Raw genomic sequence first — 13,324 nt, 5'->3', positions numbered from 1 at the left:
CGTCCGGTGCGCCGCCGCGCCACCAGGCCCCGCCGCCGGGCACCCCGCCGCGCGGAATGCCGCAGGGTCCTCCGCCCGGAACTCCGCCGCGCGGAATGCCGGGTCCTTTACCGGGCCAGTCCCCGCAGGGCCCGCCCCCGCAAAGCCCGCCCCCGCAAGGCCAGCCACCGCTGAGTCAGCCACCGCAAGGGCCGCCTCGGCACGGCCGGCCGCCGCAGGGAATGCCGGCGCACGGAATGCCGGCGCAGGGAATGCCGCCGCGTCCGACTCGTCCTCGCCCGGTCGAGCCGCCCACCGTGGTGATCGCGCCCGTCGAAGACGACTACGACGACGATTACTACGACGAAGATGACGACTACTACGACGACGAGGACGAGGCCAAGCCCGCCCCGCCGCCGGAGAGCCTCGCGCGCAAGGCCGTGCGCGGCGTCGGCGAAGGCCTCATCACGATGGGCCTCGTCGTGCTGCTGTTCGTCGTCTACGAGGTCTACGTGACCGACCTGCTCTCCGCCGAGAAGCAGCAGGACGCCACGGCGGCCCTCGACTCCGAGTGGAGCTCGAACGTCGTCACGCCGCCCCCGGCCGACCCGAACCGCAAGGCGAAGCTGGAACTCGTCGAGGGCAAGGCCTTCGCGAAGATGTACATCCCGGTGTTCGGCAACGACTGGAAGTTCTCGGTGGTCGAGGGCACCACCGACAAGCACCTGGAAATCGGCCCAGGCCACTACAAGGACACCGCGCAGCCGGGCGAGCCGGGCAACTTCTCCATCGCCGGCCACCGCGTCGGCAAGGGCGCCCCGTTCAACGACCTCGACCTGCTCCAGTCCTGCAACGCCATCGTGGTGCAGACCCAGACCCAGTGGTTCGTCTACCGAGTGCTCCCGATGCGCAGCGAGGTGGCCGGCTGGGCGTCGAACGCTCGCTCGAAGGAACCCTCCTGCGCCGGCGTGGCCCCGCTGTCCACCACCCTCGGCGAGGCCTACGCCAAGACCGTGGGCCAGGAGATCGTCGTGCCGACCCAGGGCGAGGTCATCGCCCCGATCCCGCACCAGGTCAACGCCACGGTGCCGCCCGAGAAGCAGGCCCGCCTGCTCACCCTGACGACGTGCCACCCGCGCTTCTCCGACAAGCAGCGCCTGATCGTGCACGCCATCGAGACCAAGAGCTACCCGGTGGCCGACGGCTTCGTGCCGCCAGAGATGACGGAGGGCTGATGTACAGCTGGATCTGGCGGCACCTGCCGGGCCCGCTGTACCTGCGGATCGTCGAGGCGGTCGTGTTGGTAGCGGGCATCGTCGCGCTGCTGATGTTCGTGGTGTTCCCGTGGGCGGAGCCGAAGCTGCCGTTCAACAACGTCACGACCCAGTGAGCCGACCCGCAGCCCAGTGAGCCGACCCGCAGCTCGGTGATCGTCTGATGCGGGTCACCCGGACGGGTGGTGCTCGGTGGTGATCAAGGCGCTGGGACGGCCGTTTGCGCAGTTCAGCTCGATGGGTGCGGTAGCGTCGACCTGAGCGCCGACGAGTTGTCCACAGGATTCCGGACGCTGTGGGAACCGAAAACCCGCCGTTGTCGTTGCGCATGAGGAAGCGCGCGGGGGCAGCGGGCACCGGCTCATCGGTCTGCTTCACGGCAGCCGCAAGCCGACTCGCTCGTCCACGATCCGCACGCACTCGCGCGCGAACTGGAGCACGCGGTCGGCCACCGCGTCAGGGTCGCCGATCGCCAACGCTCTCAGCTCGTCGAGTTCGTCCCCGGACACGAGCTCGCCGAGCGGCCAGGCGCAGCAAGCCCAGTGGTCGGGCGTCAGTTTGCCGCTGATGACGTCCAGGGCGAGGTCGCGGTGCTCGACCCAGTCCCGCTCCTCGTCGCTCAGCCGCGGGATGCCGAGCTCCTCGAGTACGCGGTCAACGAGCGGGTCCGCCTCCCAGGTCCAGAGCTGGGTGGGGGACTCGCCGGCCAGCTCGATCACCGCGGGCGTCTCGTACCCGGCGACCAGCAGATCGCAGGCCAGCCAGACGGCCTGGTCCGGGGGAAGCAGGCCGGCGTTGAGGCGTAGCAGGCGGGCGCGCAGTGAGGTGTTCACGATGGGCCCTCTCGCGTTGGTTGGCGGGGGGCCGGTTGGCGTTGACGTGCGGCAGGCGGGTGCGCGGCAGGCGGTGCGCGGTAGGCGGGTGCGCGGCGAGGTGTTCACGGCGAGGGTCTGACGCGTTGGCTGGCGGCCGGTTGGCGTTGACGGGCAGCGCCTCGGACGCGACGAGTCGTTCACGGTGTGGCGTCCGCGAGCTGTTCGTCGGCGAGCCGCAGGTAGGCACGCACGAAGTCGAGGAATGGGCCGGGGGCGTCGTCGAACCGGGCCAGTGCCGTGAAGACGTCGTCGTTCTCGCGGCACAACCGGGTGGTGATCCGCCAGGTCTGGCCCTCCCACTCGGCGCGAGGTGCGCCGGCGAGAATGCGCTGGGCCGTGTCGCGGCCGAGGAACCAGTCGGCTTCCTCGTAGGACAGCGGTGTGATGCCGAGTTCCAGGAGCACCTGCCGCGCGAGGTCTGCGGCCAGGCCGCGGTCGAGCCGGGTCGGTGACTCGCCCGCCAGCGCGCACACCGCCGGGGTGTCCACGCCGGCGAGCAGCAGGTCGCACGCCAGCCACACCGCGACGTCCGGCGAGATTTCGAGGGCGGCGAAGTCGGCGTTCAGGCGCTGCAGGCGGGCGCGGAGCAACGGGTCCACGGATCGAGTGTGTGGGAAGGCCACCGAAATATGTGAAGCCGCCATCGCGCCCACACACGATGGCGGCTTCTTCAGGAAACGACCGAACGGCGCTGTGTTAATTGCCTTTCGGGCCGTTCGAGATCGCGGTCATCTCCTCGCGCGAGACGACCTTCACGCGCTCACGTCCCTGCACGGCGCCCAAAGCGATCTCGTGCAGGTCGAGCCGGCCCCAGCCCTCGTTGGTCACGAAGGGCACGGCGCGCTGTTCGAGGAACTCGACGATTGCGTCCGGCGACGGGGCGGCGCAGCGGGGGAGCGACGCGGCGTCCTCCAGGAGGCTGGTGATGGTTTCCAGCGCGTCGCCCTTGGTGTGGCCGATGAGGCCGATCGGGCCGCGCTTGATCCAGCCCGTGACGTAGATGCCGGGCATCGGCACCTCGTCCAGGTCCAGCACTCGGCCGGCGTGGTGCGGGATGGTGCCCGAGACGTGGTCGAACGGGATGTCGGCCAGGTGGGTCGAGAGGTAGCCGACCGCGCGGTAGACGGCTTGGACGTCCCAGTCCCGGAAGACGCCCGTGCCCCGGACGTTGCCGTCGCCGGTCAGTTCCTGGGTTTCGGTGCGCAGGCCGGTCACGCACGACGTACCGAGGACTTCGACGGGGGCTTCCAGGAAGTGCAGGTGCAGGCGGCGCGGGCGCGACCCCACATCGCGGATGGCCCATTCCTGGAGGGTCTTCACGATCATCTCGACCTGCTTGTTCGAGCGGATCGCGGCCATCGAGGCCTCGTCGAACTCGATGCCCTCGGCGTGGACGATCACCTCGACGTTGGGCGAGTGGTCGAGCTCGCGCAGCTCCAGCGGCGTGAACTTCGCCTGGGCCGGGCCGCGGCGGCCGAAGACGTGCACGTCGGTGACCGGGGACGCGGCCAAACCCGAGTACACGTTGGCAGGGATCTCGGTCACCAGCAGCTCGTCGGCGGTCTTGGCCAGAATCCGCGCCACGTCCAGGGCCACGTTGCCGACGCCCAGCACGGCGACCGAAGAAGCGGTCAACGGCCAGGTGCGCGGCACGTCCGGGTGGCCGTCGTACCAGGAGACGAAGTCCGCGGCGCCGTAGCTGCCGGGCAGGTCGATGCCGGGCACGTCGAGAGGACGGTCGGCGGACGCACCGGTCGAGAAGATGACCGCGTCGTAGAACTGGCGCAGGTCGTCGAGCTTGATGTCGACGCCGTACTCGACGTTGCCGAAGAAGCGCACCGACGGCTTGTCGAGCACCTTCTGCAGCGCCGTGACGATGCCCTTGATGCGGGGGTGGTCGGGGGCGACGCCGTAGCGGATGAGGCCGTAGGGCGCCGGCAGCTTCTCGAAGAGGTCGATCTGCACGTCGACGTCGGACTTGGTCAGGATGTCGGCCGCGTACACACCGGCCGGGCCAGCGCCGACGACGGCGACGCGCAAGGAACTCATGACACCTATTTTAGGGTAGCCTTACCTGATCCCAGACGAGAGGTAACTCACTCGACGAGACCGACTAGGCTCAACCCATGCGCGTGCTCGTGGTCGACAACTACGACAGCTTCGTCTACAACCTCGTCCAGTACCTCGCCCAGCTGGGTGCGGAGTGCGTCGTGCGGCGCAACGACGAGGTGGACCTCGACGAGATCAAGAACGTTGACGGCGTGCTCGTGAGCCCCGGACCCGGTACGCCGGAGCGCGCGGGTTCCAGCATCGACGTCATCAAGACGTGTGCCGACACCGGTAAGCCGGTCTTCGGCGTGTGCCTCGGGCATCAGGCGATCGGTGTGGTGTGGGGCGGCACGGTCGACCGCGCGCCGGAGCTGCTGCACGGCAAGACGAGCATCGTCTTCCACGAGGGCAAGGGTGTGCTGGACGGCGTGCCGAAGCCGTTCATCGCCACCCGCTACCACTCGCTCACGGTGCTGCCGGAGACGATCCCCGCGGAGTTCGAGGTCACCGGCAAGACCGAGACCGGCATCGTGATGGCCATGCGCCACAAGGAACTTCCGGTCGAGGGCGTGCAGTTCCACCCCGAGTCGGTGCTGACCGACGGTGGCCACCGGATGCTCGCCAACTGGCTCAAGGTCTGCGGCTACGAGGTGCCGGAGGCCACGGTCGCGCAGCTCGAGAACGGCATGCGCACGCTCGCCGCGGCTGCCCGCCAGTAACCGAAAAGGGGCGGCTCCCCCGAAGGGAAGCCGCCCCGTACGAGCCAAAACCTAGCTCGTCACGATCCCGAACTTGCCGACGGTGATCGTCACCGCCGCGCCCTTGGTGATCGGCGTCCCCTTGGTCGGGTTCTGCGAGAGCACCTGCTTGTCCTGCTGCGGGTTGGTGACCTGCTGCTGGTCGACGTTGAGGTTTCCGTTCCAGCCCAACGACCTCAGCTTGTCCGTGACCTGCTTCTCCGTCATGCCGGTCAGGTCGGGCATCTCGATCTGGTTGCCCTTCGAGACCTTCAGCGTGACGACCGTGTCCTTGGCCGCCTTGCTGTTGCCGGTCGGGTTCTGCGAGACGACCTGACCGGCCGGCTTGATGCTGTCGATCTGCTCGATGTTGACCTTGAAGCCGGAACCCTCGATCGTCTGGCGGGCGTCGCCCTCGTCGTCACCCACGACGTTCGGCACGTTCTGCTTGTCCGGTGCCTTGCCGAGCTGGATGTTGATCGTCCCGCCCTTCTTCAGCTTCAGGCCGGACTCGGGGTTCTGCGTGGCGACCTTGCCCTGCAGCTTGGTGTCGTCGACCTCGACGGACTCCGCGCTCTGCTGCAGCTTGAAGCCGCCGGGGTCCTTGTCGATGATCGCCTGGGCCTCCTGCGGCGACTTGCCCTTCAGGTCGGGCACGGTGGCCTCACCGGGAGGCGCGCCGACGAAGATCGTGACCTGCGAGCCCCGCGGCACCTGGGTGCCGTCGGTCGGGTCGGTCTTGACCACCTTGGAGATCTGGTCGGAGTTGCACGGGGCCGGCGCGCCGTTCGGGCCCGGCTCGCAGGCGATGTCCTGCTGCTGCGGCACCAGGCCGGCCTTGTTCACCAGTTCCTTGGCTTCCAACGGGCTGCGGCCGACGATCGACGGAACCGGGACCTTCTCGGCGGGCTGGTTGCCGGAGCTCATGATGTTGTTGGTGATCCACGCGGCGAGGCCGAGCACGGCCACGCACAGGATCACCACCAACGTGATCATGATGGCCTTCTTGCGCCGGGCGCGCCGTTCTTCTTCCTCGTCGGCGATCGGGTCGTAGTCGTCGTCCGGCTCCGACTTCAACGCCGCCGGGCGGTGCCGGCCACCACCGGAGATGACCTGGGTGCGAGGGGTGCGCGCCTGCTCGTTCATCACGGCGGTGCGGTCCTCGGCCGTCATCACCGCCGGGGCGGACGGACGCTGACCCGAGAGCACGCGCACCAGGTCGGCGCGCATCTCCGCGGCCGACTGGTAGCGGTTCGCCGGCCCCTTCGACATCGCCTTCAGCACGATCGCGTCGAGCTGCGGCGACACCTTCGGGTTCAGCGACGACGGCGGCTTCGGGTCCTCGCGCACGTGCTGGTACGCGACCGCGACGGGGGAGTCACCGGTGAACGGCGGCTCGCCGGTCAGCAGCTCGAACAGCACGCAGCCGGCGGCGTAGACGTCGGAACGGGCGTCGACGGACTCGCCGCGCGCCTGCTCCGGCGACAGGTACTGGGCCGTGCCGATCACGGCGGCGGTCTGCGTGACCGCGGCCTGGCCGTCGTGTATCGCACGGGCGATGCCGAAGTCCATCACCTTCACGGCGCCGGACTTCGTGATCATCACGTTGGCCGGCTTCACGTCGCGGTGGACGATGCCGTGCCGGTGGCTGAAGTCGAGCGCGGCCGAGACGTCGGCCATGACCTCCATCGCGCGCTTGCCCGAGAGCGGGCCCTGCGTCTTCACGATGTCCCGCAGCGTTCGTCCGTCGACGAACTCCATCACGATGTACGGCAGCGGGCCGTATTCGGTCTGCGTCTCACCGGTGTCGTAGACGGCGACGATCGCCGGGTGGTTCAGCGCAGCGGAGTTCTGCGCCTCGCGCCGGAAGCGTTCCTGGAACTGGGTGTCACGGGCGAGGTCAGCGCGCAGCACCTTGATCGCCACGTCTCGGCCGAGGCGGACGTCCCGCCCCTTGTGGACCTCGGACATGCCGCCGTAGCCGAGGGTCTCACCCAGTTCGTAGCGGTTTGAGAGCAGTCGTGGAGTGCTCATCGGTGCTTCGTCCCGCTCCTCGTCGACGGTGTTCCCAACTCGGTTCTCGTCTTGCTCATGGCGCGCACGTCACCTTCACCTGCGAGCCAGCCGCCACCCCGCCTGTCGGCGCGATCGCGGTGACCCGGCACTTCTTCAGGTCGCCCGGCGCTGTGCCCTGGGGGCTCTGCATCCTGGGCTCCAGGCCGTCGTTGATCAGGTCTGCTCTGACCTCTTCGCCGAAACGACCGATGTAGTCGTCCTCGTCGAGCTGCTTCAGCGCGTTGCCCGGTATCCGGTCGGCGGAATCGGGTTTCGCCTGGCTGTTCGCCGGGCTGGAGGTGGTCGTGAGGCCACCTTGCCCGCTGCCGTTGTTCGGCTGCACGGCCCATTTCCACACGAGGACGACACCGAGCACCAGCAGCACGGTCACCAGGAAAGCGACCATAACCCAAACGACGGTCCGGTTTCTCCCCGGCGGTGTCGGCATGGGCGCGAACGTCCCGGTCTGGTGCGCCGGTCGCATGCCGGGGTGGGTACCGGGGCGTCCCGGTCCGGTCTGGTGGTGCGGCAGCTGCGGCGGAACCTGCAGCGGCTGCGAAACCTGCGGAGGCGGCGGCCCTTGAGGCGGCGCCATCTGCTGCGGCACCTGGGGCGGCGCCATCTGCTGAGGGGCCATCTGCTGCGGCACCATCTGGGGCATCGTGAACCCGGACGGCGTCGGCAGCGGCTGACCCACCCGCACCGCGCTCACGGCCGCGGCGAACTCGCCACCCGTCCGGTAGCGCTGCCGCGGGTCCTTCACCAGCGTCGCCTCGATCAACGCTCGTGCACCCGGCGGCACGTCCGGCGGCAACGGCGGCGCGATGTCGCGGATGTGCATCATCGCAACGGTCACCGCGTTGTCCGACAGGAACGGCCGGTGGCCGGCAAGGCATTCGTAACCACACACCGCCAACGAGTAAACGTCGCTCGCGGGTTCGGCCTCACCGCCGAGAGCTTGCTCGGGTGCGATGTAGTGCGCGGTGCCCATGACCATGCCGGACCGCGTCACCGGTGCCGCGTCCACGGCCTTCGCGATGCCGAAGTCGGTGATCTTCACCTTCCCCGACGGCGTGACCATGATGTTGCCCGGCTTCACGTCCCGGTGCACGAGTCCGCGTTCGTGGGCCGCCTGCAACGCGTTTCCGGTCTGCTCCAGCAGATCCAGCGTCACCTCTGCGGTCAGCCGGCCCCGCGAGATGATCGTCGCGAGCGGTTCGCCCTCGACGAGCTCCATCACGAGGTACGCCGTGTCCTCCGGTCCGTCGGTGACGGACGCGGTCTCGCCGTAGTCGTGCACCGACGCGATGCCGGGGTGGTTGAGCGACGCCGTCATCCGCGCCTCGGTGCGGAAGCGGTGCAGGAACTCGGGGTCGCCGGAGAGCTCCGCCTTGAGGACCTTCACGGCCACCCGGCGGTCGAGCCGCTCGTCGGCGCCTTCCCAGACCTCACCCATGCCACCGACCGCGATCCGCCTGGTGAGGCGGTAGCGGTCGGCGAGGAGTTGGCCCTTGGTGAGCATCAGCGACCCACCAGGTACGCGTTCATCACGGCGCGCCCGATCGGCGCGGCGACCTTGCCACCGGTCGCGCCCAGACCGCGGTCGCCACCGTTCTCGACGATCACGGCGATCGCGATCTCCGGCTTCTGCGCCGGGGCGAACGCGATGTACCAGGCGTGCGGCGCCTTGTTCCTGCTCTCCTCCGACGACCCGCCGACCTCGGCGGTACCGGTCTTCGACGCCACCTGGATGTTGGACAGTCGTCCCTCACCGCCGGTGTTGACCTCGGACTGGATCATCATGTCGCGCAGCACGCCCGCGTTGGCCGAGCTCATCGCGGTGTCGACGTCGTCGGGCTTGGTGTCCTCGATCGACTTCAGGTCCGGGCCGAGGATCTTCGACACCAGGTACGGCTGCATCCGCTTGCCGCCGTTGGCGATCGTCGCCGCGACCATCGCGTTCTGCAGCGGGGTGACGCGCACGTCGCGCTGGCCGATGCCGCTCTGGTAGAGCGCGGCCTCGTCCGGGATCGCGCCCAGGCTCGAGGTCTCGACCGCCAGCGGCACCCGAAGATCGTCGTTGTTGAAGCCGAACTTGTTCGACTGCGTCGTCAGCTTGGACTTGCCGACCTGACCGGCCATCTCGCCGAACGCCGTGTTGCACGACTTGGCGAGCGCGGTCTCCATCGACACGGTCTGGCCAGGCCCGCACGGCTGGCCGTTGAAGTTCGGGAACGGGGCGTTCGACGTGCCGGGCAGGTTGATCGTGCCCGCCGCGGTGTACTGGGCGTCCTTGTTCTTGCCGTCGGCGAGCGCCGCGGCCGCCACGACGACCTTGTACGTCGAGCCGGGCGGGTAGAGACCCTGCGTCGCGCGGTTGATCAGCGGGTTGCCGTTGTCCGGTGCGGTGAGCGCCTTCCACGCCGCCTGCTGCTCGTTCGAGTCGTGGCTCGCGAGGCGGTTCGGGTCGTACGACGGCGTGCTCACCATCGCGAGGATCTCGCCCGTGCCCGGCTTCATCGCGACGACCGAGCCGGTGAAGCCCTTCGCGGTCAGCTGGTCGTACGCGACCTGCTGCACCTTCGCGTCGAGCGTGAGCTGCACGTTGCCGCCGACCGGGTCGCGACCGGTGATCAGTGCGGAGACCCGGCGGGCGAGCAGCCGGTCGTCCGACCCGTTCAGCAGGTCGTTCTCCACGCGCTCCATGCCCGACGTGCCGTAGGTGACGGACAGGTATCCGGCCACCTGTGCGTAGACCGGGCCGTTGTTGTAGACGCGCAAGTACCGGAGACGGTCCGTCGTCTCCTTGACGTCCGCGATCACCGTGCCGTCGGCGACCGTGATCAAGCCGCGCTTGCGGGCGTACTCGTCGAGCAGCACGCGGCGGTTCAGCGAGTTCTTGCGCCACTCATCGGCGTTGATCACCTGCACCCAGGTCGCGTTGCCCAGGAGCAGCACGATCATCACCATCATGGCCATGCCGACACGGCGGAGCGGTGTGTTCATTTGGGACGCTCCACCATCACAGTGTGCTGGTCGGCGATAGCCGGTTGTTGCGGTTTCGGCTTGGGAGCCTTCTGCGGGGCCCTCGCCGCAGCAGAAATTCGCAGTAGCAACGCGATCAGGATGTAGTTCGCGAGCAGCGACGAACCGCCGTAGGACAGGAACGGTGCGGTGATACCCGTCATCGGGATCAGGTTCGTGACACCGCCGACGATGATGAACACCTGGAAGCAGAGCGCGAACGCCAGACCGCCGCCGAGGAGCTTGCCGAAGCTGTCGCGCACCGAGATGGCGCCACGCAGACCGCGCAGTGCGAGCACCATGTAGATCAGCAGCACGGCCGCGAGGCCGACGAACCCGAGCTCCTCGCCGATCACGGCGGCGATGAAGTCGGTGTTCCGCTCGGGGATCATCTCCGGGCGGCCGGCACCGAGACCGGCGCCACCGATGCCGCCGGTCGCGAGGCCGAAGAGCGACTGCGAGATCTGGTAACCGCCACCGAACACGTCGTAGCGCCCGATCGGGTCCTGCCAGTTCGCCACACGCTGCTGGACGTGCGTGAAGAGCTTCCACGCGATGATCGCGCCACCGGAGAACAGGCCGATGCCGAGCACGACCCACGCCGCGCGTTCGGTGGCGACGTAGAGCAGCACCAGCACGATGCCGAAGAACAGCAGCGAGGAGCCGAGGTCCTTCTGCAGCACCATGACCGCGACCGCGACGCCCCATGCCGCGAACAGCGGACCGAGGTCACGCGCGCGCGGCAGGTCCATGCCGAGGAACCGGCGGCCGGCGATGGTGAAGAGGTCGCGCTTCGACACGAGGAACGCGGCGAAGAAGACCATCAGCAGGACCTTGGCGAACTCACCCGGCTGGATCGACAACGGGCCGATGCGCAGCCAGATCTTCGCGCCGTTGATCTCCGGCGCGATGAAGCCGGGCAGCACACCGGGCAGCATCAGCGCGACCAGTCCGATGAGACCGAACGTGTAGCCGAACCGCGCGAGCGTGCGGTGGTCGGAGAGGAACTTCAGCGTCGCCGCGAACAGCACCAACCCGATCGCGGTCCAGATGACCTGCTTGAACGCGACCGGGTCCCACACGGTGGTGCCGTCCGCGGACGGGGCGCCTTCGAGCGCGAGGTCGATCCGGTGGATGACCACCAGACCGAGTCCGTTGAGCAACGCGACGCACGGCAGGATCGCCGGGTCCGCGTAGGGCGCCCACCTGCGCACGGCGAGGTGGGCACAGGCGAAGAGGCCGAGGTACGCGAGTCCGAGCCAGAGGATCCTCAGGCTCAGTGACCGCTCCTGGTTGAGTTCGACGAGGATCAGCGCCAGTGTCACGATCCCGGCCGCGAACGCGAGCATCACCAGTTCGGTGCCGCGCCGCGTCGGCGGCCGCAGCCCCGGTGACGTGCTCGTCGCCACCGACGCGCCTGGTGAGCCTTCCCCGGTGGGGACGGGCGAGCCCTTCAACTACGGACCCTCCCGGCATTCCACGCCGACCTTCTGCCCCGTCGGGGTGGGCGACGGATCCGTGGTCCCGGTGTCCGTCGAACCGTTCGGAGGAGGCGTGTTCGGGTCCGACGGCGGGGTGGTCGTCGTCGTGGTGCTCGACGACGACGAGGTGTCCTTGCACAACGGCAGCATGTGCTCCGTGCGCAGCAACCTCACCGCAGCGCGCGCGCCGTCGATCCCGTTGTCGCTGCGGATGCCCGCGGTGATGGTCTTGCGACCGGCTTCCTGCAGGTCCTTCAGCGTGATCGGGGTGCAGCCCGTCGATCCGGGCGGGCACGAGTCCTCGACCTTGGACGACAGCTTGAAGCCGAGCACGGTGCCGTTGAGCCCGCGGAAGATCGCGACCTGGCCGTCCTCGGTGGCGCCGACGTAGTACTGGGTGTTGAGCCACAGCTTGCCGCCGACCGCCACAGCACCCGCCACGACGAGCAGCACGAAGATGATCGCGAACGCCTTGATGGCGTTGCGCTTCTTGCGCTTCGGGTCCTGCGGCGGTGGCGGGGGAGCCTCCATCCGCTGCGGCATCGGCGGACGCTGCTGGGTGAGCGCGCTCGCCCTGGACGCCGCGGAGTCCGGCGGAGTGTTGTGCTCCTCGCTGCCGTCACCGGCCGCGCCACCGACGATCGGGTAGTCGTCGCCGAAGTCGACGTCCTCGACGTCCGCCACGATCACCGTGACGTTGTCGGGGCCGCCGCCCTTGAGCGCGAGCTCGATCATCCGGTCCGCGCAGGCCTGCGGGTCCGGGATGCGGATCGCCTCGTCGAGCGTCTCCAGGCTGACGACACCGGACAGACCGTCCGAGCACAGCAGGAACCTGTCGCCGGCGCGGGCTTCGCGCACGGTGAGGCTCGGCTCGAAGTCGTGGCCGGTCAGCGCGCGCAGCAGCAACGAGCGCTGCGGGTGCGTGGCGGCCTCGTCCGGGGTGATCCGGCCCTCGTCGATCAACGACTGGACGAACGTGTCGTCGTGCGTGATCTGCGCGAACATGCCCTCCCGGAGCAGGTACGCGCGCGAGTCGCCGATGTGCACCAGCCCGAGCCGGTTGCCCGCGAACAGGATGGCCGTGAGCGTGGTGCCCATGCCCTCCAGGTCCGGGTCGCTCGTGACCAGTTCGGAAATGGCGCCGTTGCCGGCCGCGACCGCGTCGCGGAGCTTGCCGAGGAGGTCGTCGCCCGGCTCGTCGTCGTCGACGTGGGCCAGCGAGGCGATGACCACCTTGCTCGCGACTTCACCGGCGGCGTGGCCACCCATGCCGTCGGCGACTGCGAGCAGGCGAGGGCCCGCGTACACGGAGTCCTGGTTGTTGGAGCGAACCAGGCCCCGGTCGCTGCGGGCCGCGTATCGAAGAACCAAGGTCATGAGCGCAGCTCGATCACCGTTTTGCCAATGCGGATCGGGGTGCCGAGAGGTACGCGCAGGGGTGCGGTGACCTTGGCTCGGTCTAGGTAGGTGCCGTTCGTGGAGCCGAGGTCCTCCACGTACCAGTCGGTACCGCGCATGGACAGCCTCGCGTGCCTGGTCGACGCGAAGTCGTCGTCCAGGACGAGAGTGGAGTCGTCAGCGCGGCCGATCAGGATCGGCCTGCCGTCGAGCGAGATGCGGGTGCCGGTCAGCGCCCCGTGGGTGACCACGAGTTGCCGAGGCGCCTTGCTTCCCCTCGCCGACTTCTCGGACCTCCGGAATCCGGGCAGACCTGACGCCCGGAGCCCTGAGGCTGCGTAGAGATCAGAGCGGACCACACGTAGGGCGGCCAGCACAAAGAGCCAGAGGAGCACGAGAAAGCCCGCTCTGGTCAGCTGCATCACCAGCTCTGGCACCGGTTGTAACCGCTC

12 protein-coding genes are annotated in these 13,324 nt (G+C 68.9%); 3 read left to right on the top strand and 9 right to left on the bottom strand.

The window, feature by feature from the left end:
• The first annotated feature begins 236 nt into the window (after nt 1–236).
• Both DI276_RS46070 and DI276_RS51675 read left to right on the top strand, forming a co-directional pair.
• Nucleotides 237–1,214, top strand: a complete 978-nt coding sequence (locus tag DI276_RS46070; protein ID WP_232837376.1) for a class E sortase — start codon at nt 237–239, stop codon at nt 1,212–1,214.
• Complete coding sequence (locus DI276_RS51675; RefSeq protein ID WP_198681314.1) at nt 1,214–1,369, top strand: hypothetical protein; 156 nt, start codon at nt 1,214–1,216, stop codon at nt 1,367–1,369. Before DI276_RS46070 ends, DI276_RS51675 begins: the two co-directional genes overlap by 1 nt.
• Nucleotides 1,370–1,627: 258 nt before the next feature.
• On the opposite strand, the gene DI276_RS46065 is transcribed toward DI276_RS51675, so the two are convergent.
• The 3 genes from DI276_RS46065 to DI276_RS46055 form a co-directional block, all read right to left on the bottom strand.
• On the bottom strand, nt 1,628–2,086 hold the full coding sequence (locus DI276_RS46065) for a hypothetical protein (protein WP_112276121.1): 459 nt from the start codon (nt 2,084–2,086) through the stop codon (nt 1,628–1,630).
• A gap of 179 nt (nt 2,087–2,265) precedes the next feature.
• Nucleotides 2,266–2,727 (bottom strand): hypothetical protein, encoded by a 462-nt coding sequence (locus tag DI276_RS46060; protein ID WP_112276119.1) that lies wholly within the window; start codon nt 2,725–2,727, stop codon nt 2,266–2,268.
• 97 nt (nt 2,728–2,824) lie between these two features.
• Nucleotides 2,825–4,177 carry an FAD-dependent oxidoreductase gene (locus DI276_RS46055; RefSeq protein ID WP_112276117.1) on the bottom strand — a complete coding sequence of 451 codons (1,353 nt, stop codon included), beginning with the start codon at nt 4,175–4,177 and terminating at the stop codon, nt 2,825–2,827.
• A gap of 77 nt (nt 4,178–4,254) precedes the next feature.
• Here DI276_RS46055 and DI276_RS46050 point away from each other — a divergent pair, with 77 nt between their 5' ends.
• Nucleotides 4,255–4,896 (top strand): aminodeoxychorismate/anthranilate synthase component II, encoded by a 642-nt coding sequence (locus DI276_RS46050; RefSeq protein ID WP_112276115.1) that lies wholly within the window; start codon nt 4,255–4,257, stop codon nt 4,894–4,896.
• Nucleotides 4,897–4,947: 51 nt separating this feature from the next.
• On the opposite strand, the gene pknB is transcribed toward DI276_RS46050, so the two are convergent.
• From pknB to DI276_RS46020, 6 genes are read right to left on the bottom strand one after another with little or no spacing between them, the layout of a single operon-like run.
• The gene (gene pknB / locus DI276_RS46045; protein ID WP_112276113.1) at nt 4,948–6,948 is read right to left on the bottom strand and encodes a Stk1 family PASTA domain-containing Ser/Thr kinase; all 2,001 of its coding nucleotides are present in this window, start codon (nt 6,946–6,948) and stop codon (nt 4,948–4,950) included.
• A gap of 55 nt (nt 6,949–7,003) precedes the next feature.
• The gene (locus DI276_RS46040) at nt 7,004–8,491 is read right to left on the bottom strand and encodes a serine/threonine-protein kinase (protein WP_112276111.1); all 1,488 of its coding nucleotides are present in this window, start codon (nt 8,489–8,491) and stop codon (nt 7,004–7,006) included.
• On the bottom strand, nt 8,491–9,975 hold the full coding sequence (locus tag DI276_RS46035; RefSeq protein WP_112276109.1) for a peptidoglycan D,D-transpeptidase FtsI family protein: 1,485 nt from the start codon (nt 9,973–9,975) through the stop codon (nt 8,491–8,493). The genes DI276_RS46040 and DI276_RS46035 overlap by 1 nt, the downstream gene beginning before the upstream one ends.
• The gene (locus tag DI276_RS46030; protein WP_408610640.1) at nt 9,972–11,450 is read right to left on the bottom strand and encodes an FtsW/RodA/SpoVE family cell cycle protein; all 1,479 of its coding nucleotides are present in this window, start codon (nt 11,448–11,450) and stop codon (nt 9,972–9,974) included. Before DI276_RS46030 ends, DI276_RS46035 begins: the two co-directional genes overlap by 4 nt.
• Complete coding sequence (locus DI276_RS46025; protein ID WP_112276106.1) at nt 11,451–12,851, bottom strand: PP2C family protein-serine/threonine phosphatase; 1,401 nt, start codon at nt 12,849–12,851, stop codon at nt 11,451–11,453. It lies immediately after the preceding gene.
• A complete protein-coding gene (locus DI276_RS46020; protein WP_030465595.1) occupies nt 12,848–13,309 on the bottom strand; it encodes an FHA domain-containing protein FhaB/FipA in 462 nt (153 codons plus the stop codon). Before DI276_RS46020 ends, DI276_RS46025 begins: the two co-directional genes overlap by 4 nt.
• Between the last annotated feature and the right edge of the window lie 15 nt (nt 13,310–13,324).

Origin of the sequence: Lentzea terrae, from assembly GCF_003265345.1 — a bacterium.
Classification (GTDB): Bacteria; Actinomycetota; Actinomycetes; order Mycobacteriales; family Pseudonocardiaceae; genus Lentzea; species Lentzea terrae.
Note: the sequence above shows the minus strand (reverse complement) of the source record. Positions and strands in the feature narration are given on the sequence as shown.

Coding starts and splice junctions, on each gene's coding strand:
- DI276_RS46025 (WP_112276106.1), bottom strand. CDS start 12,851: ATGACCTTGGTTCTTCGATACGCGGCCCGCAGCGACCGGGGCCTGGTT.
- DI276_RS46040 (WP_112276111.1), bottom strand. CDS start 8,491: ATGCTCACCAAGGGCCAACTCCTCGCCGACCGCTACCGCCTCACCAGG.
- DI276_RS46055 (WP_112276117.1), bottom strand. CDS start 4,177: ATGAGTTCCTTGCGCGTCGCCGTCGTCGGCGCTGGCCCGGCCGGTGTG.
- DI276_RS46050 (WP_112276115.1), top strand. CDS start 4,255: ATGCGCGTGCTCGTGGTCGACAACTACGACAGCTTCGTCTACAACCTC.
- pknB (WP_112276113.1), bottom strand. CDS start 6,948: ATGAGCACTCCACGACTGCTCTCAAACCGCTACGAACTGGGTGAGACC.
- DI276_RS46070 (WP_232837376.1), top strand. CDS start 237: ATGCCGGCGCAGGGAATGCCGCCGCGTCCGACTCGTCCTCGCCCGGTC.
- DI276_RS46035 (WP_112276109.1), bottom strand. CDS start 9,975: ATGAACACACCGCTCCGCCGTGTCGGCATGGCCATGATGGTGATGATC.
- DI276_RS51675 (WP_198681314.1), top strand. CDS start 1,214: ATGTACAGCTGGATCTGGCGGCACCTGCCGGGCCCGCTGTACCTGCGG.